Source organism: Micromonospora eburnea (assembly GCF_900090225.1).
Classification (GTDB): domain Bacteria; phylum Actinomycetota; class Actinomycetes; order Mycobacteriales; family Micromonosporaceae; genus Micromonospora; species Micromonospora eburnea.
On record NZ_FMHY01000002.1, the window covers coordinates 108,205 to 130,048 of the forward strand.

The 21,844-nt window shown below is 71.6% G+C and carries 23 protein-coding genes; 15 read left to right on the plus strand and 8 right to left on the minus strand.

Annotated features, from left to right (window positions below; all coding sequences use genetic code 11):
• The first annotated feature begins 6 nt into the window (after positions 1 to 6).
• The 7 genes from GA0070604_RS00675 to GA0070604_RS00705 all read left to right on the plus strand — a co-directional run bounded on the left by GA0070604_RS00675 (position 7) and on the right by GA0070604_RS00705 (position 5,335).
• On the plus strand, positions 7 to 336 hold the full coding sequence (locus GA0070604_RS00675) for a hypothetical protein (RefSeq protein WP_091112077.1): 330 nt from the start codon (positions 7 to 9) through the stop codon (positions 334 to 336).
• A 213-nt stretch (positions 337 to 549) separates the two neighbouring features.
• Complete coding sequence (locus GA0070604_RS00680; protein WP_244161701.1) at positions 550 to 906, plus strand: HK97 gp10 family phage protein; 357 nt, start codon at positions 550 to 552, stop codon at positions 904 to 906.
• Positions 907 to 1,069: 163 nt separating this feature from the next.
• Positions 1,070 to 1,900: a hypothetical protein gene (locus GA0070604_RS00685; RefSeq protein WP_244161702.1), complete on the plus strand. Its 831-nt coding sequence runs from the start codon at positions 1,070 to 1,072 to the stop codon at positions 1,898 to 1,900.
• On the plus strand, positions 1,897 to 4,053 hold the full coding sequence (locus GA0070604_RS00690) for a hypothetical protein (RefSeq protein ID WP_091112443.1): 2,157 nt from the start codon (positions 1,897 to 1,899) through the stop codon (positions 4,051 to 4,053). Before GA0070604_RS00685 ends, GA0070604_RS00690 begins: the two co-directional genes overlap by 4 nt.
• A 96-nt stretch (positions 4,054 to 4,149) precedes the next feature.
• The gene (locus GA0070604_RS00695) at positions 4,150 to 4,377 is read left to right on the plus strand and encodes a hypothetical protein (RefSeq protein WP_141721196.1); all 228 of its coding nucleotides are present in this window, start codon (positions 4,150 to 4,152) and stop codon (positions 4,375 to 4,377) included.
• Positions 4,374 to 5,015, plus strand: a complete 642-nt coding sequence (locus GA0070604_RS00700) for a hypothetical protein (RefSeq protein ID WP_091112097.1) — start codon at positions 4,374 to 4,376, stop codon at positions 5,013 to 5,015. The genes GA0070604_RS00695 and GA0070604_RS00700 overlap by 4 nt, the downstream gene beginning before the upstream one ends.
• Complete coding sequence (locus GA0070604_RS00705; RefSeq protein WP_091112101.1) at positions 5,012 to 5,335, plus strand: hypothetical protein; 324 nt, start codon at positions 5,012 to 5,014, stop codon at positions 5,333 to 5,335. The genes GA0070604_RS00700 and GA0070604_RS00705 overlap by 4 nt, the downstream gene beginning before the upstream one ends.
• Before the next feature lie 53 nt (positions 5,336 to 5,388).
• Here the strand turns inward: GA0070604_RS00705 and GA0070604_RS00710 are convergent, their stop codons facing one another.
• The 4 genes from GA0070604_RS00710 to GA0070604_RS00725 form a co-directional block, all read right to left on the minus strand.
• Positions 5,389 to 6,219, minus strand: coding sequence for a site-specific integrase (locus GA0070604_RS00710; RefSeq protein ID WP_141721188.1), 831 nt, complete (start codon positions 6,217 to 6,219; stop codon positions 5,389 to 5,391).
• Between the two features lie 123 nt (positions 6,220 to 6,342).
• Positions 6,343 to 6,579 (minus strand): hypothetical protein, encoded by a 237-nt coding sequence (locus GA0070604_RS00715; RefSeq protein WP_141721189.1) that lies wholly within the window; start codon positions 6,577 to 6,579, stop codon positions 6,343 to 6,345.
• Entirely contained in the window at positions 6,579 to 6,797 is a 219-nt protein-coding gene (locus GA0070604_RS00720; RefSeq protein ID WP_091112111.1) for a hypothetical protein, read from the minus strand. The genes GA0070604_RS00715 and GA0070604_RS00720 overlap by 1 nt, the downstream gene beginning before the upstream one ends.
• Positions 6,794 to 7,045: a hypothetical protein gene (locus GA0070604_RS00725; RefSeq protein ID WP_091112115.1), complete on the minus strand. Its 252-nt coding sequence runs from the start codon at positions 7,043 to 7,045 to the stop codon at positions 6,794 to 6,796. The genes GA0070604_RS00720 and GA0070604_RS00725 overlap by 4 nt, the downstream gene beginning before the upstream one ends.
• 167 nt (positions 7,046 to 7,212) lie before the next feature.
• On the opposite strand from GA0070604_RS00725, the gene GA0070604_RS00730 reads away from it, so the two are divergent.
• The 3 genes from GA0070604_RS00730 to GA0070604_RS00740 all read left to right on the plus strand — a co-directional run bounded on the left by GA0070604_RS00730 (position 7,213) and on the right by GA0070604_RS00740 (position 10,842).
• Positions 7,213 to 8,505: an acetyl-CoA C-acetyltransferase gene (locus GA0070604_RS00730; RefSeq protein WP_091112451.1), complete on the plus strand. Its 1,293-nt coding sequence runs from the start codon at positions 7,213 to 7,215 to the stop codon at positions 8,503 to 8,505.
• Between the two features lie 496 nt (positions 8,506 to 9,001).
• Entirely contained in the window at positions 9,002 to 9,520 is a 519-nt protein-coding gene (locus GA0070604_RS00735) for a SigE family RNA polymerase sigma factor (protein ID WP_091112454.1), read from the plus strand.
• Positions 9,517 to 10,842, plus strand: a complete 1,326-nt coding sequence (locus GA0070604_RS00740; RefSeq protein ID WP_091112458.1) for a hypothetical protein — start codon at positions 9,517 to 9,519, stop codon at positions 10,840 to 10,842. The genes GA0070604_RS00735 and GA0070604_RS00740 overlap by 4 nt, the downstream gene beginning before the upstream one ends.
• A gap of 92 nt (positions 10,843 to 10,934) precedes the next feature.
• Here the strand turns inward: GA0070604_RS00740 and GA0070604_RS00745 are convergent, their stop codons facing one another.
• Positions 10,935 to 11,675 (minus strand): SDR family NAD(P)-dependent oxidoreductase, encoded by a 741-nt coding sequence (locus GA0070604_RS00745; protein ID WP_091112461.1) that lies wholly within the window; start codon positions 11,673 to 11,675, stop codon positions 10,935 to 10,937.
• Positions 11,676 to 11,818: 143 nt separating this feature from the next.
• On the opposite strand from GA0070604_RS00745, the gene purB reads away from it, so the two are divergent.
• Positions 11,819 to 13,243, plus strand: coding sequence for an adenylosuccinate lyase (gene purB, locus GA0070604_RS00750; protein ID WP_091112464.1), 1,425 nt, complete (start codon positions 11,819 to 11,821; stop codon positions 13,241 to 13,243).
• Positions 13,244 to 13,342: 99 nt separating this feature from the next.
• Here the strand turns inward: purB and GA0070604_RS00755 are convergent, their stop codons facing one another.
• Together GA0070604_RS00755 and GA0070604_RS00760 are read right to left on the minus strand one after the other, a co-directional pair.
• Positions 13,343 to 13,909 (minus strand): YbjQ family protein, encoded by a 567-nt coding sequence (locus tag GA0070604_RS00755; RefSeq protein WP_091112467.1) that lies wholly within the window; start codon positions 13,907 to 13,909, stop codon positions 13,343 to 13,345.
• A 24-nt stretch (positions 13,910 to 13,933) separates the two neighbouring features.
• The gene (locus GA0070604_RS00760) at positions 13,934 to 14,614 is read right to left on the minus strand and encodes a S1 family peptidase (protein ID WP_091112471.1); all 681 of its coding nucleotides are present in this window, start codon (positions 14,612 to 14,614) and stop codon (positions 13,934 to 13,936) included.
• Between the two features lie 369 nt (positions 14,615 to 14,983).
• Between GA0070604_RS00760 and purS the strand changes: the two genes are divergently transcribed.
• The 4 genes from purS (at position 14,984) to GA0070604_RS00780 (ending at position 19,571) form a co-directional block, all read left to right on the plus strand.
• The gene (purS, locus tag GA0070604_RS00765) at positions 14,984 to 15,247 is read left to right on the plus strand and encodes a phosphoribosylformylglycinamidine synthase subunit PurS (protein ID WP_091112474.1); all 264 of its coding nucleotides are present in this window, start codon (positions 14,984 to 14,986) and stop codon (positions 15,245 to 15,247) included.
• Positions 15,244 to 15,927, plus strand: a complete 684-nt coding sequence (gene purQ / locus GA0070604_RS00770) for a phosphoribosylformylglycinamidine synthase subunit PurQ (RefSeq protein ID WP_091112477.1) — start codon at positions 15,244 to 15,246, stop codon at positions 15,925 to 15,927. Before purS ends, purQ begins: the two co-directional genes overlap by 4 nt.
• Before the next feature lie 67 nt (positions 15,928 to 15,994).
• A complete protein-coding gene (gene purL, locus GA0070604_RS00775; protein WP_091112481.1) occupies positions 15,995 to 18,811 on the plus strand; it encodes a phosphoribosylformylglycinamidine synthase subunit PurL in 2,817 nt (938 codons plus the stop codon).
• 10 nt (positions 18,812 to 18,821) lie between these two features.
• Positions 18,822 to 19,571, plus strand: coding sequence for a 2-phosphosulfolactate phosphatase (locus GA0070604_RS00780; protein ID WP_091126815.1), 750 nt, complete (start codon positions 18,822 to 18,824; stop codon positions 19,569 to 19,571).
• A 162-nt stretch (positions 19,572 to 19,733) separates the two neighbouring features.
• Here the strand turns inward: GA0070604_RS00780 and GA0070604_RS00785 are convergent, their stop codons facing one another.
• Positions 19,734 to 21,779: a peptidase associated/transthyretin-like domain-containing protein gene (locus GA0070604_RS00785; RefSeq protein WP_377592365.1), complete on the minus strand. Its 2,046-nt coding sequence runs from the start codon at positions 21,777 to 21,779 to the stop codon at positions 19,734 to 19,736.
• Positions 21,780 to 21,844: the final 65 nt, after the last annotated feature.

Here is a 21,844-nt window from a genome sequence, read left to right on the forward strand (position 1 = left end):
CGACCCATGGCACACCTGACCCGTGACCAGATCCTGGCCCGCAAGACCGGCCGGGGCGTCGCCACGCTGCCCGACGGATCCACGGTGGCGGTCCGGGCGCTGACCCGCGACGAGGTCCTGGCCGCGCAGGACGGCCGGTCGACGGCCGACCGCGACACGTACTACATCGCCACGGGCATGACCGACCCGAAGATGACCGAGGACGAGGTAGCGGCGTGGGCGGCCGCCGGCGACGCCGGCGACCTGGTCGCCGTGTCCGACGCGATCGCCGAGCTGTCCGGCATGAAGCCGGGCGCCGGCAAGGAGGCAACCAAAAGCACTTCTCGACGACGATGACGATCTGCATTTCGAATTCTTCCTGGCGCAGAAACTGTCGATGACCGTCGCGGAATTGCGGCAGCGGATGAGTCAGGCGGAATTCCTGTACTGGTCCCGGTACTACGCGCTGAAAGCGCAGCGGGAAGAACTCGAACGGGCGAAAGCGGGGCTGTGATGGTCGCGAAGATCCACGTATCGGGGCTGCGAGAGTTTCAGGCGCAGCTTCGGGCGATGGACGCTGGCCTGCCCCGGCAACTGCGCCTGGCGCTCAACGCGGCCGCCGAGGAGATCATCGACTATGCGGAGCCCCGGTTTCCCCGCCGGTCCGGTCGGGCCGCCCGGTCGCTCAAGGCTCGCTCGACGCAGCGGGTAGCGCGTATCGCGCTGGGCGGCCGCGCGGCCCCGTACGCGCCATGGCTGGACTTCGGTGGCGAGGGCCGGATCAAGGGCCGGCCGTCGAAGCGTCCGTTCATCCGGGAGGGCCGGTACGTGTACAAGGGCCTGGAGGTGCGCCGGGATCGGGTCACCGAGATCATGTCCGATGCGCTCGCCCAGCTGGCCCGTGACGCCGGGCTGGAGGTCAGCTGATGCCCAACCAGGTGACGTTGACGTTCGCCGGAGAGACGAAGGGCGTCGAGGACGGTTTCTCCCGGGTCGGTGGTGCCGCCCGGGACATGTCCGCGAGGTCGACGGCGCCGCGGCGGGGTTCGACCGGGCCGGCGAGGCCGCGGACTCCATCGACACCAAGGCGATGGGGTTCCGCGACACGATCACCGGTCTGCATGATCTGCGGCTCGGCTTGAAGGGCGTCGACGAGGAAGGCAAGAGCCTCGGTCTCGAAGAGCAGCTACTGATGATCGGATTCGGTGTCGGCGACCTCGCGTCCGGGTTCTACAACCTGCTGATCCCCCAACTGAAGTCTGCCGTCGGGTGGTTCGCGCAGACCCGGGTAGGCGCCCTGGCGGTGGCGGCCGCGCAAAAGGCCTGGGCCGGCGCTCAGGCGCTGCTCAACCTGTCGCTGTGGACGTCGCCGATTACGTGGATCGTGGTGGGCGTCATCGCGTTGATAGCCGTGATCGTGCTGATCGCCACCAAAACCGACTGGTTCCAAAAAGCCTGGCGCGCGTCGTGGGGATGGATCAAGTCGGCCGCGTCGAGCACGTGGGATTTCATCAAGAAAATCCCGGGCTGGATCGGGTCGGCATTCTCGCGGATCGGTGACGCGATTTCGCGGCCATTCAAGGCGGGATTCAACGCGGTGGCCACCGGCTGGAACCGCACGGTAGGCCGGCTCAGCTGGACCGTACCGTCGTGGGTGCCGGTCATCGGTGGCAACTCCATCAGCGTGCCGCACCTGCCGACCTTCCACGCCGGCGGCCGCGTACCGGGCGCTCCCGGCCAGAACGTCTTGGCCATGTTGCAGGCCGGCGAGACGGTCAACTCGGCGGCCGGCAGCGCCGGCGCGACGCTGACCATCGACACCGCCGGCTCACGCCTCGACGACCTCCTGGTCGAGATCCTGGCCCGGGCCATCAAAAAGCGCGGCGGCTACGTGCAATACGTGCTCGGCGGCCGCGCATGAGCAAGCTGTTCCGGACCAAGGTGGAGCTCCACCTTGGCCCGGTGCTGGGCTGGGTGGATATCACCGCCGACGTCCGCGGCCCGGTCACGATCACCCGCGGCCGCACCAGCGCCGGCGGCCGCGCCGAGTACGGTCGCTGCTCGCTGCGCCTGAACAACCCGGACCGGTACGCGCCGCGCAACCCGACGGGCCCGTGGTACGGGCTGATCGGCCGGAACACCCCGCTGCGCGTGTCCGCCGGCCCGCTCGCCGGCCCGCTGGTCGCCCGGTTCGCCGGCGAGGTGTCGGAGTGGCCGCCGCGGTGGAACCTGCCCGGCACCGACCGGTACGTCGACGTCGAGGCGTCCGGGATCCTGCGCCGCCTCGGGCAGGGTGAACAGCCGAAGCTCTCGCCGCTGCGCCGCACGGTGGCCGCGTCCGCCCTCGCGTACTGGCCGCTGGAGGACGGCGCCGGCGCGTCCGTAGGCGGGTCGGCGCTGTCCGGCCAGTCGCCGATGCGCGTCGCCGGGACGGTGGCCTGGACGGACATCACCAACGTGGTGACCGGCGCGACGGTGCGGCGGGGCACAGACCGTATCGCCGACGTGTCCGCCGGCGCGTCCCTGGTGGGCGACGTGCCCGCCAGCGTCACCGCGTCGACGGCGGCCGGCTGGTCGGCGATGGCCGCGGTCGAGTTGACCGACATCGCCGCGATCACCGGCGACGTCGTCCTCCTGGACATCACCACGCCGGGCGGCACGTACGTGCGGTGGCAGCTGACCGCCAAGATCGTGGGCGGCCTCGACATGCGGCTGGTGGCCTACAACGCCGACGGCGCGGCCACGTTGGTCACCACCGGGTTCGGTGTCGTCACCAGCTTCTACCTGGCCAACGTGTCCGTCTGGCAGAACGGGAGCAACATCTCCGCCGGCGTCCGCTGGGCCGGGGCGAGCTACATCGAGGGGACCGGGTCCGTCGCGGGCACGCTCGCCGGCGTGACCTCCATCGGGGTGAACACCCGGCGCGCGACGTCGACCAAGCCCCTCGGCTTCGGGCACGTCGCGGTGTGGGCCGGCCGCCCGTTCCCGATCGGCGGCAGTCTGGTCGACTACCCGTCGCTGCCGCCCGGGTTCCGGCTGGGCCCGCTGGACGGCTACTGGTACGAGACGGCCGCTGATCGGTTGGTGCGGGTCGCCGGCGAGGAGGGCGTTCCCGTCACTGTGATCGGGTCACCGGCGGCCGGCCGGCTGGGCTACCAGGCCACGGCGTCGCTCAGCGAGCTGGCCGATCAGTCCGTCGACGTCGACGGCGGCTACCTGTACGAGCAGCGTGACGTCCTGGGCCTCGTGTACCGCACCTGCGCCAGCCTCTACAACCAGACCCCGACTCCGATCGCCTACACGGGCCAGCTGGCCCCGCCGTTCGAGCCGATCGACGACGCCGACGCGGTCCGCAACGACGTCGTCGTGAAGAGGCCCGACGGCAGCTCGGTCCGGGCGGTGCAGACGACGGGCCCGCTGGCCGCGGTGCCGCCCCCGGCCGGCGTCGGTGTGTACCGCACCGAGGTAGAGCTCAACTGCGCTGGCGACGATCAGCTGGCCGATCAGGCGTCGTGGCGGCGGCACCTGGGCACCGTGGACCGCCCCCGGTACGAGGCCCTGTCGGTGGAGCTGAGTTCGCCGGAGTGGCAGGCCGCCCCGGCCGCCATGGCCGCGCTGCTCGCCGTCGACGCCGGCGACGTCCTGGAGGTGACCGGCCCGCCGGCGTGGGCCGCCGGCGACATCCGCACGCTGGCGCTCGGCTACACCGAGACGATCGCCGAATACACGTGGAAGATCACCTTCTCAGGGGTGCCCGCCCAGCCGTACGACATCGCCGTCGTGGACGGCCCGGCCCGGGTGGGGATCGTGGGCGCAACCCTCGCCGCGCCCTGGAACGGCGCGGCCACCATGCAGCTGGCCACCACCGCGGCGTCCGGCCGGTGGACGACCAACCCGGCCGCCTTCCCCCTCGACCTGCGCGTCGGCGAAGAGCGGGTGCGGGTGTCCCTGATCACCGGCGCGGCGTCCCCACAGACCGCCACGGTGGCGGCCCGCGGCCTCAACGGCGTCACCGCGGCGTGGCAGGCCGGCACCCCGGTAGATGTGTGGCTGCCCGCGGTTCCCGGGCTGTAGGGAGGAGACAGCATGGCTGGTGGGTTCCTAGCTGGGGAGACGATCACGGCGCCCAGGTCGAGGATGATCCTGACGGGGTGGTCCGGGGTGGTCCCGGTGTCGTTCGTCGGGGCGTCGAGTGCCACCGCGGCGATTGTGTTTCCAGCGCCGTTCGCTGCGCAGCCGGTGATCGTTACCCAGGTGGTGACAGGGGCCGGGGCTGCGGTCAAGTCCACGGTTCTGGTCTCGGTGCTCTCGGCCGCCGGTGCGACGGTCCGGGTGGACCTGACCGCGGCACAGACCATGACCTTGAACGTGCACTGGGTCGCGGTGGAAGCGTCGTGAGCGCGCCTCCGTACCTGGCGCCGGCGTTGACGGTGCTGCGCGACGAGATCAACCGGCGGTGGCCGCGCCGGGACCGGACCTCGGACGGGTGGATCGGCGACGCCCGGCACCAGGCGACCCGATCGGACCACAACCCGAACGAGCGCGGGTCGGTCGACGCGATCGACGTCGACGAGGACGGCGTCGACTTCCCGACGATTTTCGCAGCGATCAAGCGGCATCCGTCCGCCCGCTACGTCATTTATGAGCGGCGTCTCTACCACCGGCTACGCGGCTGGAAATCCGAGCCGTACGACGGGGTGAACCCGCACGAAAAGCACTTCCACCTCTCGATAGACCAGACGCGCGAGGCGGAGCAGGACACCCGACCATGGGGACTCTTGGAGGACACAGACATGCTCGACAGGGCAACGGACACCCCGATCATTCAGGCCGCCCTGCACAACACGATGATCGGCCGATCCGGCGTCACGGTCGGCGTGGCCCTCGACCAGCTGCGCGCCGTACCGGCGGCAGTGGCCAAGCTGGCCACCCGCGTCGACGAGCTCGCCGCGCGGCCGGCCGGCGGTGCCATCGACTACGACCAGCTTGCGGACGCGATCGTCCGCCGGGTGCTCACCGGAGGGCCCGCGTCGTGAACCCGCGTTTCATGTGGGCCGCCGTGGTGCTCGCCGGCCTGGCCGTCGCCGCGGCCGCCGTCATGGCCATCGCCGGGGTGTCGACGGACACGATCGTGGTCGTGATGTCTCTGCTCGTCGTGCCGGTGCTGACCGCGATGGTCGCCGCCCAGGTCGCCGATGTGAAGAGCACGACCAGCCAGGTCGCCCAGCAGACCAACGGCAACGTCACGCGGCTGATGGAGATCATCGCCGAGCAGTCGCGGCAGCTGGCCGCGTCCAAGCCGGTCACCCCCGACCCGGCCCCGGGCCAGTCGAACACACGTACAGAACTTCCTTAAAAGCTGACCGGCCCGGTCGCTATCGTGCGACCGGGCCGGTACCGTCGGTGGTGCTATCTGGGGCTCTCGTCGGGCTCTTTGGTAACCGGAGTGGGCAGTGATCTGATGGCTAGTCGGCGCTGCCCGCTCCGTACCTTCGTGTAGATCTGGGTCGAGCTGACGGACTGATGTCGCATCGACTCCTGGACCTCCCGCATGCTGTTCCCGGCGTCCAGCAGCGCCGTACCGAACCAGTGCCGGAACCGGTGCATGTGTACCCCGGGCATCTCGATGCGGCGGAAGTGCGCCGCCTGGTGCTGCGACAGCCACCGGCCCGTGATGGTCTGCCCGGACGGGCCGCGCACGAGCCGGCCGGGCGGCCGGTCCCGTACGTGCGCCCAGATGACCGGGTGCGTGTACACGGCCTCGGGGTCGCCGCCCTTGCCCACCAGGCGAATGATTTCCTCGGTCACGTCGGCCCGGTCGAGTCGGGCGATCTCGCTGACCCGTAGGCCGGCGTGAGCGGCGAGCAGGATCGCCGTGTGCCACGGGTCGGCCGACCGCGCGAGGGCCTGGACGAGTTCGTCGTCCGTGACCGGGTTCGGCAGGCACTTCGGGTTGCGGGGCTTGGCCATGTCCGCTGTCGGGTCGCCGTCGAGGTGCCCGGCCGCCGACGCCCACCGGTAGAAGCCGCGGATGTGCATCGCGTACGTGGCCCTGGTCCACCTCGACCAGGCGGGGTTGCCGCCGAGCCAGGCGTCCAGTTCGTCGGTGGCCGCGTACGCGAGTCCGTACGGCAGTTCGTGATGGAGACGGCGCAGCAGATCTGCGCGCGCCTCGACCGTCCTTCCGCTCTTGGCACTGGCGCGTAGGTGCGCCAGATGCAGATCGATCAAGTAGCTCATTGCTTGAGGATCGTTGCTATCTGAAGCAATTTGCAAGGTGGTAAATCCCATGGTCACCCCACGTATATGAAACCAGCGAGATTGATTCGAACGTTTGTGCGAAGAGTGATGTGCCGTCCAGGGCTATGGGACGGACTGGTCACATGTTGGACGCGCCGCGCACGCCTCCAACACGTCCGCCAGGTGGTTGACCTCCCACTGGCGTTCTTCCGCCTCGGTCGCGGGCCGGATGTGCTGGACCCGGTGCGCCGGCGCGGGCGTCGACGGCTGGGTGACACCGGCGACGATCAGCGCCCCGCCGATGCACACCGTGATGACCAGCTGGAGCACGGCGGCCGCCGTCTCCGCGCGCCGGCCCATCACCGGACACCCCGGCCGGCCGCGCGATCTCGTTTGTCTTTCAGCAGCGCGCGCACTACCGCCTGAATGTCCGCCCCGGGCATGTTGATTAGCTCCAGGACGCTTTCCAGCGAGTCGATCCCGCCGTGCAGTAGGCCGAGTTCGTACCGGTCGATCGGCGGCGTGGCCGCGGTCGTCGTGGTGTCGGTCCACCGGCCTTCCGACATCATGCCCATCACCGGATCGCCTCGGCATAGAGGGCGTCGAGCAGCCGCCGCAACGCCGCCGTCTGCCGCCGTGCGGCGCGAAATGCCCGGTCGGACTTATCCCGGTCGTCCCCCAGGTGCCGCGCGTTGTCGTAGTTCGAGGCGGCGAGCCGCATCGCCATCTTCTCCGCCGAGGACCGAAGGGCGTTGAGCCGTTCTTGCCGCGCATACTTCCGGTCGATCGCCCGCCAGCGTCGTTCCTTGGCCGTGAGTGTGCTCATGCCGCCACCGCCGTCCGCGGCCTGGTGCTGCCGGACGGGCGTCGCGGCTGGGTGCGCCGCACGGGCCTGCGGCTGGACGGCGCGGCCGGGTCAACAGCGGCGACGAGGCGTGCCGGCTGGAAATACTGGCGAGTAGGGTACGGGCAACAGCTTCGAGGAGGCCGATCGTGCAGACTGTCCGGCGGGTCGCGGTCATCGGCGGCAACCGCATCCCCTTCGCCCGGTCCAACTCCCACTACGCGCGGGCGTCCAACGCCGACCTGCTCGGCGCGGCGCTCGACGGCCTGGTCGCCCGGTTCGGCCTGGCCGGGCAGCGGATCGGCGAGGTGGTCGCCGGCGCGGTACTCAAGCACTCCCGGGACTTCAACCTCGCCCGCGAGGTGGTGCTCGGCTCGAAGCTCGACCCGCACACCCCGGCGTACGACATCCAGCAGGCCTGCGGCACCGGGCTCGAAGCCACCATCCTGGTCGCCAACAAGATCGCCCTCGGGCAGCTCGACGTCGGCATCGCCGGTGGCGTCGACACCACCTCGGACGCGCCACTGGCCCTCAACGAGGACCTGCGCCGTACGCTGCTCCAGCTCAACTCCGCCCGGACCGTCGGCGAGCGGCTGAGAATCGCCGCGCGGCTGCGCCCGCACCAGCCGTTCAAGCCGGAGATCCCGCGCAACGCGGAACCGCGTACCGGGCTGTCCATGGGGGAGCACGCGGCGCGGACGGCGCTGCGCTGGCACATCGACCGGCAGGCCCAGGACGAACTGGCGCTCCGCTCGCACCAGCGGCTCGCCGCCGCGTACGAGAAGGGGTTCTTCGACGACCTGATGACCCCCTACCTGGGGCTGACCCGGGACCAGAACCTCCGCCCGGACACCAGCCTGGAGAAGCTCGGCTCGCTCAGGCCGGTCTTCGGCACCAGCGGGCCGGACGCCGAGCAGGCCACCATGACCGCCGGCAACTCCTCCCCGCTCACCGACGGCGCGTCGACGGTGCTGCTGGCCAGCGAGGAGTGGGCGCGGGAGCACCACCTGCCGGTGCTGGCCCGGTTCTCCTGGTCGGAGACGGCCGCGGTCGACTTCGTGCACGGCGACGAGGGGCTGCTGATGGCCCCCGCATACGCGGTGCCCCGGATGCTGGCCCGGGCCGGCCTGACCCTGCGGGACTTCGACTTCTACGAGATCCACGAGGCGTTCGCCTCGCAGGTGCTCGCCACCCTGGCCGCCTGGGAGTCGCCGGAGTTCTGCCAGGAGCGGCTGGGCCTGGACGCGCCGCTCGGGCCGATCGACCGGGACCGGCTCAACGTCAACGGCTCCTCGCTGGCCGCCGGGCACCCCTTCGCGGCCACCGGCGGCCGGATCGTGGCCACCCTGGCCAAGCTCCTCGCCGAGCGGGGGAGCGGGCGCGGCCTGATCTCCATCTGCGCCGCCGGCGGTCAGGGCGTGACCGCGATCCTGGAGCGCTGAGCCGGCGGGGCGCTGTCTGCCTTCTCGCAGATCCGGCAGGTGCGCCCCACCGGGGCAGCCTCCAGGTCCACCACGACGCGCGGGTGGTCCTGCTGTCCCAGGAGGTTCCCGTCTGGCACCCGGAGCACACCGCCTACCGGGCCTATCAGGCGCACGTGGACCGGCTCCAGTCCCGTGGCCTGAAGGGCATGCGCCCTCGCTCAGCGGGCTGGGCCTGCTGGACGCGACCACGCTGCGCACCCCGGTGGGACGTATGTCCCAGGGCCAGCAGCGGCGCCTGGAGCTGGCTGGGCCGAAGCGGGAGTGAGCGCTCCCGCCCCAGGTGCCACCTGTCCGGCTCCCGGACACGCGGCGGCCCGGTCGGCCTCCACCGACCGGGCCCGCAGCCGGGCTGTTGGGCGCGGCGCAGGGTGGTCCGGGTGTCACGTGTGCCGGGCAACCCCCGACCGGTATTCGTCCGTCCCATGGGCATGAGGCGAACGAGGGATTCCGGACCGTGAATCGGGCCGACGAGGACGAGTACCAGCAGTTCGTGGTCGCCCGGCTGGAGGCGTTGCGCCGCACGGCTTACCTGCTCTGCCGCGACTGGCACACGGCCGACGATCTGGTCTCCATCACCATCGGCAAGCTCTACCGCCACTGGCGGCGGGTCCGCGCGGCAGAGAACGTCGATGCGTACGTGCGGGGGATGCTGACCAACGCCTGGTTGGACGAGCAGCGCCGGCCCTGGCGGCGTGAGCGGGCCACCGACGAGGTGCCGGAGCAGATCGACTTGGCGTTGCCGCAGGCGGCCCTGGCCGACCGGCAGGCGCTGCTCGACCTGCTGGGTCAGTTGCCGGCGCGGCGGCGGGCGGTGATCGTCTTGCGCTTCTACTGCGACCTGTCCGTGGAGGAGACCGCCGAGGCGTTGGGGATCAGCCCCGGCACCGTGAAGAGCCAGGCGGCCCGCGGCCTCGACACGCTCCGCGTCCTCGGCACCAACGCGTCGGGCCGACCCATGGAGGAGTGGGCATGAGCTACCGGCAGCTTCTGGACGAGGCGATCGGCGACCCGCCGGCCTCGGCCATCGACATTGAGCAGGTGATCGGGCGGCAGCGACGCAAGCGCAGGTTGCGCCGCTGGGGGGTCTGTGGTGGCGCGGCGGTGGCGGTGCTGGGCGTGGCCGCCACGGTAGCCCTCGTACTGCCGCCGGCCGGACGGCTGCCAGCCCCCGCAGGGCCTCCCCGGATCACCACCGTGGCGGGCACCCCGGAGGACGTCGCGCGCCTGGACGCCGCGGTCGCCGCAGCGGTGACCCACCAGGCGCCCAAGGTGAAGTGGAAGGACGAAATCTCCCCCGGCCGGCCACGGTGGCATCACGGCGGGGAGTCCGGCACCGAGCTGCCGAACACCATCGACCACTACTTCGCGCAGGGGGGGATCGCGGTCGACGGGAACGAGGCGCACCTCATGGTGCAGATCGAACGGTTCGCGAGCCGGCGAACGCGGATGTGTCCCTACACGTCCCCGTCGTACACCTGTCAGGACAGTGTGGGACCGAACGGCGAGCGGATCGAGGTGCTGACCGGCGGCCGGACCGACCAGGGATCGGCCGGCTCGATCCGGACCAGCTCGCAGGACGTGCGGGTGGTCCGGCCGGGCGATCTGCTGGTGTCGGTGACCTTGATTAGTTGGTCGCACCTCTTCGACGGCGCGCTGCCGCTCACCGTCGAGCAGCAGACCGCGATCGCGCTCGATCCGGCCATCGCCCTGGCCCCGGTACCGCCAGGAGTGGCGGTGACCCTGCCGCCGGTGCCCTCGGAGGCGCCGTCCGCGCCGCCGTCGAGCCCTTCCCCACCCAGCGGCCGGTTCGACGCGGCGCAGCAGCAGCGCATCGACAACGCGGTGTTCGCGTCGCTGCGTAGGCAGGTGCCGGGGGTCAAGGCTGTACACGGTGCCGGCACGACCCCGGCCGACCTGGCCTCGGTCTGGACGGACGATGGTCGTGGGAACACCGCCGACGAGTACTGGGGGAAGGGCCGGCTCCTGGTCGACAAGGCGACGGGGCTGTTCTCGGTGCAGATCTGGCGGACCGACCCGGGCTTCTACGGCGATCTGACCTGCGCGAAGCCGACCAAGGTCTACAAATGCACGGCGGGGGTCGGGCCGCACGGCGAGAAGTACCGCACCGTCACCAATACCGGCGGCTCGGCCGAGCGGGAGGTGAACGTCCGGCGCGCGGACGGCTCCTGGCTGTCGGTGACCCTCGCCGGCGACGGGGGCAAGTTCCCTCTGACCCCGGCGCAGCAGCAGGCCATCGCATTCGATCCGGCGATCGCTCTGGCACCGGTGAAGTAGTGAGCAGACCGGGGCGGGCGGCGCACTGCCCGCCCCGGGGCCTCGTCGGCCCGGCACTGCCGATGGTGCCGCTCGCCGCTACGGGCGACCGGTCAGGCGGTGGCGCCGCCGTCGACGGCGATCGCCGCCCCGGTGATGTGCCGGCCACCCTCGCCCACCAGGTGGCTGACCGTCGCCGCCACGTCGTCCGGCGTCCCGTACCGGCCGAGGGCGATGTGTGACCGCTGCTTGTCCGAGGTGGCGCTGTCCGACCGGTTCATGTCGGTGTCGGTGGAACCGGGGAGGACCAGGTTGACGGTGATCCCGCGGGGGCCGAGTTCGCGGGCGAGGGCCCGGGTCAGGCCGTTGACCGCGGTCTTGGTCATGGCATAGACGCTGACGCCCGGGTCGGGGACCCGGTTGGCGAAGCTGCTGCCGATGTTGACGATCCGCCCGCCGTCGCCCATGTGCCGCACCGCCGCCTGGGTCGCCAGGAACGCCCCGCGTACGTGCACGGCGATGGCCAGGTCGAGGTAGTCGAGGCTGACCTTGTCGATCGGCCCGGCCGAGAAGACTCCCGCGTTGTTGACCAGGATGTCGAGCCGTCCCAGCTCGGCGACGGTCCGCTCGACCGCGTCGACCACGGCCGTACCGTCGGCGCTGTCGGCCCGGATCGCCAGGCCGCTGCGGCCGTACGACTCGATGTCGGCGACCACGGCCTTCGCGCTGTCCTCCGCCGAGCGGTAGGTGAACGCGACGTGGGCTCCGTCCTCGGCCAGCCGGCGTACGACGGCGGCACCGATCCCGCGGCTCCCGCCGGTGACAAGGGCAACCCTGCCGGTAAGTCTGGACACGCTTCCCCGATTCTGTCGGTCGACTTAGGAGCGTGGTCACCCTATCCGCCTAGCCGGGCCGACCGAGGGGTCCGTCCCCGCACCCACCGCGATGATCCGATGCCGGTGGGGCGGCGACCGGCGGGTACGGGAGAATACGGGGCGTGACGACGATCCCGAACGTGCTCGCCCACCGGTACGCCTCGCCCGAACTGGTCGCCCTCTGGTCACCCGAGGAGAAGGTACGGATGGAGCGGCGGCTCTGGCTCGCCGTGCTGAAGGCCCAGCGGGACCTCGGTGTGTCGGTGCCGGACGGGGTCGTCGAGGCGTACGAGCGGGTCGTTGACGACGTCGACCTGGCCTCGATCGCGGCGCGGGAGCGGGTCACCCGGCACGACGTGAAGGCGCGGATCGAGGAGTTCAGCGCGCTCGCCGGGCACGAGCACGTGCACAAGGGGATGACCTCCCGGGACCTCACCGAGAACGTCGAGCAGCTCCAGGTCCGCCGCTCGCTGGAGCTGATCCGGGACCGGGTGGTCGCCACCCTGGTCCGGCTCGCCTGGCACGCCCACGAGTATTCCGGCCTGGTGATGACCGGCCGGTCGCACAACGTCGCGGCGCAGGCCACCACGCTGGGCAAGCGCTTCGCCTCGGCGGCCGAGGAGCTGCTGATCGCGTACGAGCGGCTGGAGGACCTGATCGACTGGTACCCCCTGCGCGGCATCAAGGGCCCGGTCGGCACCGCCGCCGACCAGCTCGACCTGTTCGACGGCGACGCCGACAAGGTGGCCGAGCTGGAGCGCCGGGTCGCCGAGCACCTCGGGTTCAGCCGGGTGCTGGACAGCGTCGGCCAGGTCTACCCGCGCTCGATCGACCTGGCGGTGCTCTCCGCGCTGGCCCAGGTGGCCGCCGCGCCGTCGTCGCTGGCCACCACGATCCGGCTGATGGTCGGCCAGGAGCTGGTCACGGAGGGCTTCAAGCCCGGCCAGGTGGGCTCCAGCGCGATGCCGCACAAGATGAACACCCGCTCGTCGGAGCGGGTGAACGGCTTCGCCGTGATCATCCGGGGCTACCTGTCGATGGTCGGCGAGCTGGCCGGCGACCAGTGGAACGAGGGGGACGTCTCCTGCTCGGTGGTCCGCCGGGTCGCCCTGCCGGACGCGTTCTTCGCCGCCGACGGGCTGTTCCAGACCTTCCTCACCGTGCTGGACGAGTTCGGCCCGTACCCGGCGGTGATCAACCGGGAGCTGGAGCGCTTCCTGCCGTTCCTGGCCACCACCAAGATCCTGGTGGCGGCGGTGCGGCGGGGGGTGGGCCGGGAGGTGGCGCACGAGGCGATCAAGGAGCACGCGGTCGCCGTGGCGCTGGCCATGCGGGAGCAGGGCGCGGCCGAGAACGACCTCTTCGACCGCCTCGCCGCGGACGCTCGCCTCGGCCTGACCCGCGCCGACATCGACGCCCTGGTCGCCGACCGCAACGCCTTCGTCGGCGCCGCCGGAGCCCAGGTCGATCGAGTGACGGCGCGCATCGCCAAAATCGCCGAAACCCACCCCCAAGCCGCCGCCTACTCCCCACCCCCCATCCTCTAACCCCACCCCACCCTTTCGCCGGTTGATCAAGAGGTTTGCGTCTGCGAGGAGATCAACTCGGGCGCAAACCTCTTGATCAACTGGGTGTGGGGCCGGGGGCTAGGAGTTGCGGGTGGGGGTTTCGGCGGCGGAGGAGAGGTTGGGGGCGCTCGCGGGCTCGGCGATGCCGCCGGGGGCGGACGCGATCTCCGGGTCCTGTGCGGTGTCGGCCGCGACGATCGGCTGGTCGGGGGGCATCACGTCCGGCATCTTGGGTACGACGATCACCGCTGTCCCGTACGCGCAGATCTCCATCCACATCTCGCCGCAGTCCCGGCTGTCGAAGCGCATGCCGATCACCGCGTTCGCGCCGAGCCGGCGGGCCTCCTCGCCCAGCCGCGCCACCGAGTCGGTACGCCAGCGGGTGAGGTTGTCCGGTGCCATCGGGTCGTATGCGCCACCGCGGAGGTTCTTGACCCCCTCGCGGTAGGGGTTACGTGTCCTCGCCATCGAGGAGACCACTTCGCCGAGGATCTGGCGGATCTCGTAGCCGGGTAGTTGATCCGTCGTCACGACCAGCACGGTTCCGATGCTGTCAGTCGGGCGGCGACCCGAACGTCGGCCGTGGCCACCTGATCGGATGCTGCGAAACGGGTCGGCGCGGACGGCCGGTGCACCACCGACCATCCGCGCCGCGACCGGCGCTAACCGTCAGACACCGGCCACCGAGGTGATCCAGGACCGGTTGTACGCGACGCTGGCGTAGTTCTGGATGCTCGATCCGTCGGCGGTCGAGGCGACGCCGACCTGGAGCCCGTTGTAGAACTGCGGGCCGCCCGAGTCGCCCTTCCAGGCGTTGCCGTTGATCCGGCTGCTGCGGATGGCCTGGCCGCCGTACGCGTCGGTGGCGCTGTTGCTGGTCACCTGGACGGTGGCGGTCTTGAGCTGGCTCGACGGGTTGCAGCCGCTGTAGCAGGTCATGCCCCAGCCGTAGATCGAGTTGGTGGAGCCGATCGGCGGATTGCTGCTGGCCAGCGAGACGGTGGAGGTGGTCACCGCGCTGGAGAGCTGCATCAGCGCGAGGTCGTTGCGGGTGTAGGTGGCACTGACGGTGCGGGTGGTGCCGCCCGAGGCGTAGTAGACGCTGCCGATCCGGACGGACATGGTGCCGCTGATGCAGTGCCGGGCGGTGAGCACCCACGACGACGCGATCACGCTGCCGGAGCAGGTGAACGAGCCGTTGCTGAAGACCGCCGCGGCCCAGGGGGCCGAGGAGACGGTGCCGCCGCCGATGATGTACGGGCTCACGGGGGCGGCGACGGCGCCGCTGGTGGCGCCCAGCACGCCCACGAGGGCGGTGCCGAGCACGGCGAGCAGGGAACGGATGCGCATCGGGGAACACTCCTTGCCTCACGGACCCGGGATCGCCGGGTCGATCGAGCCGATGGGGGTTGCGGGTCGCCCGGTCGGCAGGCATTGGGACTTGTCGATGTAGAGTAGGTGTGACCAGCGGCCATGGCAAGGGTTTGATCGAGCTGAGTGGATGTAACGATTTGGCCTCCCTCGGCGCGGCGAAGTCCCTGCTCGGGGGACGTTTCGGCAAAGCGCGGACATCCCGCGTTCCCGCACCCCGTCGGTCATGCCGATCACTGCCCGGACTGTCCCCGGCCGGTTCGGTCGGGGCGGAATCTGCCAGGTAGGCTGGCTGCGCTCGCCCGTTGTGGGCCGGCACCCAACTGCGTACACAGTCAGGAGTGCCCAGTGCCTCGCGTCGTCGTCGACGTCATGCTCAAGCCCGAGATCCTCGATCCTCAGGGCCAGGCCGTCGCAAACGCGCTGCCCCGGCTCGGCGTCAGTGACGTCGCCTCGGTCCGGATCGGCAGGCGGATCGAGATCGAGTTCACCGGTGAGCCGGACCTGGACCGGGCCCGGGAGATCGCCGACAAACTGCTCGCCAATCCGGTCATCGAGGACTACACCGTCCGACTGGTCGAGACCGACGAGACCGTGGACGCGCGCCGGTGACCGCCCGGGTCGGTGTGGTGACCTTCCCCGGCTCGCTCGATGACGGGGACGCGGCCCGGGCCGTCCGGCTCGCCGGCGCCGAGCCGGTTCGACTCTGGCACGGCGACCCGGGGCTTTACGGGGTGGAGGCCGTGGTCCTGCCCGGCGGCTTCTCCTACGGCGACTACCTGCGCTGCGGGGCCATCGCCCGGTTCGCCCCGGTCATGGAGACGATCGTGGACGCCGCCCGGGGCGGCCTCCCGGTGCTCGGCATCTGCAACGGCTTCCAGATCCTCTGCGAGGCCCACCTGTTGCCCGGGGCGCTCACCCGCAACCAGCACCTGCACTTCCGTAACCGGGACCAGTTCCTCCGCATCGAGACCGTCGGCACCGCCTGGACCAACGCGTTCCAGCCGGGCCAGGAGGTGCTGATCCCGGTCAAGAACGGCGAGGGCTGCTACGTCGCCGACCCGGCGACGCTGGACCGGCTGGAGGCCGAGGGGCGGGTCGTCGCCCGCTACCTCGGTGGCAACCCCAACGGTTCGCAGCGCGACATCGCCGCGATCACCAACGAGGCCGGCAACGTGGTCGGCATCATGCCGCATCCCGAGCACGCGGTGGAGGCGCTCACCGGCCCCTCCCTGGACGGTCTCGGGTTCTTCACCTCGGTGCTCAAGCACCTGGTGGGGGCCCCCGCGTGACCGTTCGCGGCGGGATCATCGGTCGGCTCCCCCGCCCGTACGGCGGCGAGCGCAGCGAGGAGAGGTCATGACCACCCATCCGGACCCGGCCCTGCGGGAGACGCCGGGCGCCTTCCCGGCCGACCCGGCGGAGCCGCGTACGGCTGCCGTGCTGCCGCAGGCCGGCCCGGCCGACGACTGGGCCCCGGGCGTGGACACCGTGCCCCGGGCCACCGGTACGCCGGAAGAACTCCAGCCGTACGCGGAGCTGGGCCTCCGTGACGACGAGTACGACCGGATCCGGCACATCCTCGGGCGCCGGCCCACCCAGGCCGAGCTGGCCATGTACTCGATCATGTGGAGCGAGCACTGCTCCTACAAGTCGAGCAAGGTGCACCTGCGCCAGTTCGCTGAGAAGGCCCCGCCGAGCGACCGGATGCTCGCCGGCATGGGGGAGAACGCCGGTGTGGTCAGGGTCTCCGACGAGCTGGCGGTGACCTTCAAGGTCGAGTCGCACAACCACCCGAGCTTCGTCGAGCCGTACCAGGGCGCGGCGACCGGCGTCGGCGGCATCGTCCGGGACATCCTCGCCATGGGCGCCCGCCCGGTCGCGGTGATGGACCCGCTGCGTTTCGGTGCGGCCGACCACCCGGACACCGCCCGGGTGCTGCCCGGCGTGGTCGCCGGGGTCGGTGGCTACGGCAACTGCCTCGGCCTGCCGAACATCGGCGGCGAGGTGGTCTTCGACCCCTGCTACCAGGGCAACCCCCTGGTCAACGCGCTCTGCCTCGGCGTGCTGCCGGTCGACCGGCTGCAGAAGAAGGAGGCCGCCGGCCCCGGCAACGTCGTGGTGCTGATGGGCGCGAAGACCGGCCGGGACGGCATCGGCGGTGTGTCGGTGCTGGCCAGCGCCACCTTCGACGACGAGAGCCAGCAGCGCCGTCCGTCCGTGCAGGTCGGCGACCCGTTCATGGAGAAGCTGCTCATCGAGGCGTGCCTGGAGCTGTACGACGCCGAGCTGGTCGTCGGCATCCAGGACCTCGGCGGCGCCGGCCTGACCTGCGCGCTCACCGAGACCGCCGCGGCGGCCGGCACCGGCATGCGGGTGTGGCTGGAGCGGGTGCCGCTGCGCGAGCCCTCGATGGAGCCGCACGAGATTCTGGCCAGCGAGTCGCAGGAACGGATGCTGCTGGTTGTCGCCCCCGACAAGCTGGACGCGGTGCTCAAGATCGCCGAGAAGTGGGGCGTCTGGGCCACCGCGATCGGTGAGGTGACCCCGCCGAGCATCGACGGGCAGCCGGGCCGGCTGGTCATCACCTGGCGCGACCAGCTCGTGGTGGACGTCCCGCCGGGCTCGCTGGTCGACGACGGTCCGGTCTACGCCCGCCCGATGCGTGAGCCGGCCGACCTGATCCTGCTCCAGGCCGACCGGGCGGAGACGCTGCCCCGGCCGAACAACCCGGAGGCGCTCCGGGAGACCGTGCTGCGCATGATCGCGTCGCCGAACCTGGCCGACAAGACCTGGGTCACCGAGCAGTACGACCGGTACGTGCTGGGCAACACCGTGCTCGCCCAGCCGGAGGACTCCGGCGTGATCCGGATCGACGAGCGGACCGGCCTCGGCGTCGCCCTCTCCGTCGACGGCAACGGCCGGTACGCCCGCCTCGACCCGTACCAGGGGGCGAAGCTCGCGCTGGCCGAGGCGTACCGGAACGTGGCCGTGACCGGCGCGAAGCCGATCGCGGTGACCGACTGCCTCAACTTCGGCTCGCCCGAGGACCCGGGCGTGATGTGGCAGTTCGCCGAGGCCGTCCGCGGCCTGGCGGACGGCTGCCTGGAGCTCGGCATCCCGGTGACCGGCGGCAACGTCAGCTTCTACAACCAGACCGGCCCGGCGCCCATCCACCCGACCCCGGTGGTCGGCGTGCTGGGCGTGCTGGACAACGTCGCCGACCGGGTGCCGATGGGCTTCGTGCCACGCCCGGCTGGCGACCACGACCAGCTGTTCCTGCTCGGCGAGACAAACGTCGAGCTCTCCGGCTCGGAGTGGGCCTGGGTGACCCACGAACACCTGGGCGGCATCCCGCCGCGGGTCGACCTGGCCCGCGAACGGCAGCTCGCCGAGCTGCTGGCGGCCGCGGCCCGGGTGGGGCACGTCAGCTCCGCGCACGACCTCTCCGACGGTGGCCTCGCCCAGAGCCTGGTCGAGTCCTGCCTGCGGCGTGGCGTCGGTGCCCGGGTGGCGCTGCCGGAGCACTTCGCCGCCGGGACGATGCCGTTCGTCTTCCTGTTCAGCGAGTCCGCCGGCCGCGTGCTGGTCTCGGTCCCGCGCGGGCACGAGAAGGCGTTCACCGCCCTCTGCGCCGAGCACGGGGTGCCGTGGGAGTTCATCGGGGTCACCGACCCGGCCGGCGGTGCGCTGGAGGTGCACGGCCAGTTCCGGATCGGCCTTGACGAACTGCGCGCCGCGCACAGCGAGACCCTGCCGCGCCTCTTCGGCGGCTCGGCGGCGGCCCCGCTCGGCGCCCCGGCCACCGTCGAGCAGCCGGTGGACGTCGCGGTCGACGACCCCGCGACGGAAGCGGTGACCGACCCGGCAGCGGCCCCGACCGCTCCGGCGGGGGCCGCGGACACTCCGGCGCAGAGCGTGGACAGCTCGGCGGGGGTCGTGCAGCCTCCGGTGGAGGCCGCGGCCGCCGCTGCGGCGCAGGCCGGTTCGGTGAAGCCGTCGACGCAGGATGCGGGCGTCCCGGCGGAGGCCACGGGGAGCATGCCCGCCGGTCCCGTCGAGAGCGCCGAGACGGTGTCCGACCCGGGGGAGGTGGCGTCCGAGGCGGCGTCCGCTCCGGCCGAGGCCGGGCCGGCGGCTGCCGGTGACCCGGATCCGGCGCCGGATCGGCGCTGAGGCCCTGGCCTTGGCCGTTTTCGCCCAGCCCGGTTCCGGTGCCCGGTTCGACTGGGGGCTGACCGGGGCGGCGGAACTCGGCCGAGTCTGTGCCGCCCTGGTGGTGGTGGACGTGCTCTCGTTCACCACCACCGTCGAGGTGGCGGTCAGCCGGGGCATGCGGGTGCACCCGTTCCCGTGGGGGGAGCAGGCGGCCGACTACGCCCGCCGGGTGGGTGCCGTTGCCGCGGTCGGCCGCCGGCAGATGACCCCGGAACACCCGTGGTCGCTCTCGCCGGCGGCGTTGCGGACCGCGCCGGTCGTCTCCGACCTGGTCCTGCCGTCCCCGAACGGCTCGGCGATCAGCGCCGCCGCGAGCGCCACCGGCCTGCCGGTGGTCGCGGCGTGCCTGCGTAACGCGCGCGCCGTCGGGCAATGGCTGTGCGCCGAGGGGTACGGCTCGAACGACGCCCCGGTCGGGGTGGTGGCCGCCGGGGAACGCTGGCCGGACGGTTCACTACGCCCCTGCGTCGAAGACCAACTCGGGGCGGCCAGCGTGCTGGACGCCCTGTCCGGCGTACCGGGCGGACTCTCGGTGGAGGCGGCGATGGCACTGGCCGCCCTGGCCAGCACGCCCGACGTGCCGGCAGCGGTCCGCGGATGCGTCTCCGGCAGGGAACTCGTCGAGAGCGGGTTCGCCGCAGACGTGGAGGTCGCCGTCCAGGTGGACGTCTCCGACGTGGTGCCGGTGCTACGCCAGGGCTACTTCGTCGCCGGCTGACGAGATCGTGCCTGACCCTGGAAACAGTGGTCTCCAAGCGGCTGCGAGGCCACTACTTCCGGAACTGAGCACGATCTTCCGAGGCGCGCCCGGATCTGCTCGACCAAGCGAAGTGGCCGCCCGGTTCCTCCGGGCGGCCACTGTCGATGAAGGCGATCGCGGTCAGTCGTCCAGCCAGTCGAGGCGACGACCGCGCTCCGGCGAGCCCTCCTGGCGACCCCGACCGGCCTGGGCCGGGTCGTTGTAGTAGCCGCCCTGGTCGTAACCCTGGTTGTCGTAGCCGCCGCTGCGTTGCTGCGGCGGCTGCTCCTGGCCGTAGCCGCCCTGCTGCGGCTGGCCGTAGCCGTCGCCACCGCCGTAGCCGCCGCGCTGGTCGTAACCGTCGTAGCCCTGCTGCTGGCCGCCGTCGTAGCCCTGCGGGCGGCCGTCGTAGCCGGCGCCCGGCCCATTGTTGTAGCCGCCAGCGGGCCCGTTGTCGTAACCGCCGGACGGCGCGCCGTAGCTGCCGCCCGAGCCGTAGCTGTCGGCCTGTTCCGCGCCGCGCCCGTACTGGCCCTGGCCGGGCTGGTCGTAGCCGCGGCCCTCGTCCGGCTGGTAGGTGCTGGTCGGGTACGGGTCGGCCGGCGGCGCGTACTGGGTGCTGTCGCCGGTGTACCGGCCGGTTGGCTCGTCGTAGCGCTCGTTGCCGTACCCGCCGCCCTGGGCGGGCGGGTAGCCGCCGGCCCCGGCCCCGGCGCCGTATTCGCCCCGGCGGTCGTAGCCGCCGTCTCCGTAGGAGGCGTTGTCGTAGCCGCCGCCGGAGGAGGGGGCGTTGCCGTAGCCGCCACCTGAGGAAGGCGCGTTGCCGTAGCTGTTGCCGCCGTAGCCACCCTGGCCGGGCGCGTCGTCGCCGTATCCGTAGCCGCCCTGGGGGCCGTTGCCGTACGCGGGGCCGGGCGGCGCGCCGTACGGGTCCGGCGGGACGTCGTCTACGACCGGGCGGTGCATCATGGTCGGCGCGTCGCTGAGCGAGGTCCCACCGACCATCGTCGGCGCGGCCCCGGCACCCATGCCGTTCACCACCCGGGTCTGCTCGTCCACGCCCCGGTAGGCACCGCGGGAGGCCGGCCCGGCAGCGCCGCCCGGACCGCCCGGGCCGCCCGGACCGGTCGGGTCGTCCCCGTCGGCGTCGTCGCCCTCGTTCTTGCGTCGCAGGTAGAGCAGCACGATGGTGCCCACGCCCACGGCGACGAAGAGACCGCCGAGCAGGATCAGCAGCCAGTTGCCCATGCCGCCCGAGTCCTCGTTCGCCGCGGCCTGCGGGTTGGGGGTCGCCGCGCTGGCGCCCGTGTCGTCCTCGGTGGCCGGGTCCTCCTCGACCGCCTCCTCGGTCGGAACGGCCTCAGCGCTCTCCGACGGGGTGGCGCTCGGGGTGACCTCGACCTTCACCGGCACGCTGATGCGCACGCCGGTCACGGCCTCACCGGCTTTTGCGTTGATCGACTTGGTGCCGGGGGTGGCGTCGCCCTTGCTGGCGCCAAGGTCGATCATGCCGGGCGCGATCGGGTCCGAGGTCGAGCCGGTGAAGCGGAAGTTCCCGCTACCGTCGCTGGTGGTCTGGCGCGGCTTGCCCTTGGCGTCCCGCAGCATGACGATGGCGCCCGAAATCGGTTCGTTGTTCGCCGCGATGACGACCTTGCCGGAGATCGACTTAACCGTCTGCACCTGCTCCTGGGTCGGCGACGGCGGCGTCTTGCCCACGATCGAGACCGAGACGGAGGCGCTCTCGGTCTGCTTGTTCGGCCCGTTCGCGTCGGTGGCCTTGATCGTGATCGTCGCGGAACCGTCGGACGCGTCGGGCGCGGCCCGGAAGGTGGCGTCGTAGGTGCCGTCCTGGTTGACGCGCCCACGCGAGCAGCCGTCGATGCAGTTGAGCTTCGAGTTGCTGGACGTCACGGATATGTCGGCGGACGACAAAGGGTCCGTGAAGTTCAGGCTGAAGGTGACCTTGACCGTGCTGCCCGCGTCGACGGAGTTCGGTGACGCCGAGACGTTCCCGATGCTGGGCGCGGCCTGTGCGGGCGCGGCGGGGACGGTGAGCAGCGCTCCGACGACCAGCGCTACGACCACACCCGCCCGCTGCTGCCAGGCACGTCGGTGTGTTGACACGTCCACCGCCTTCCGGGTCTGACCTCCCCGCCGACCGGTGTCGGGCCGGGGAATGATCACTCACGGTACGAATACGCCGTCGGCAACTATGCCTTGTCTGGGCGGAACATCTCTACCCAGGGCCG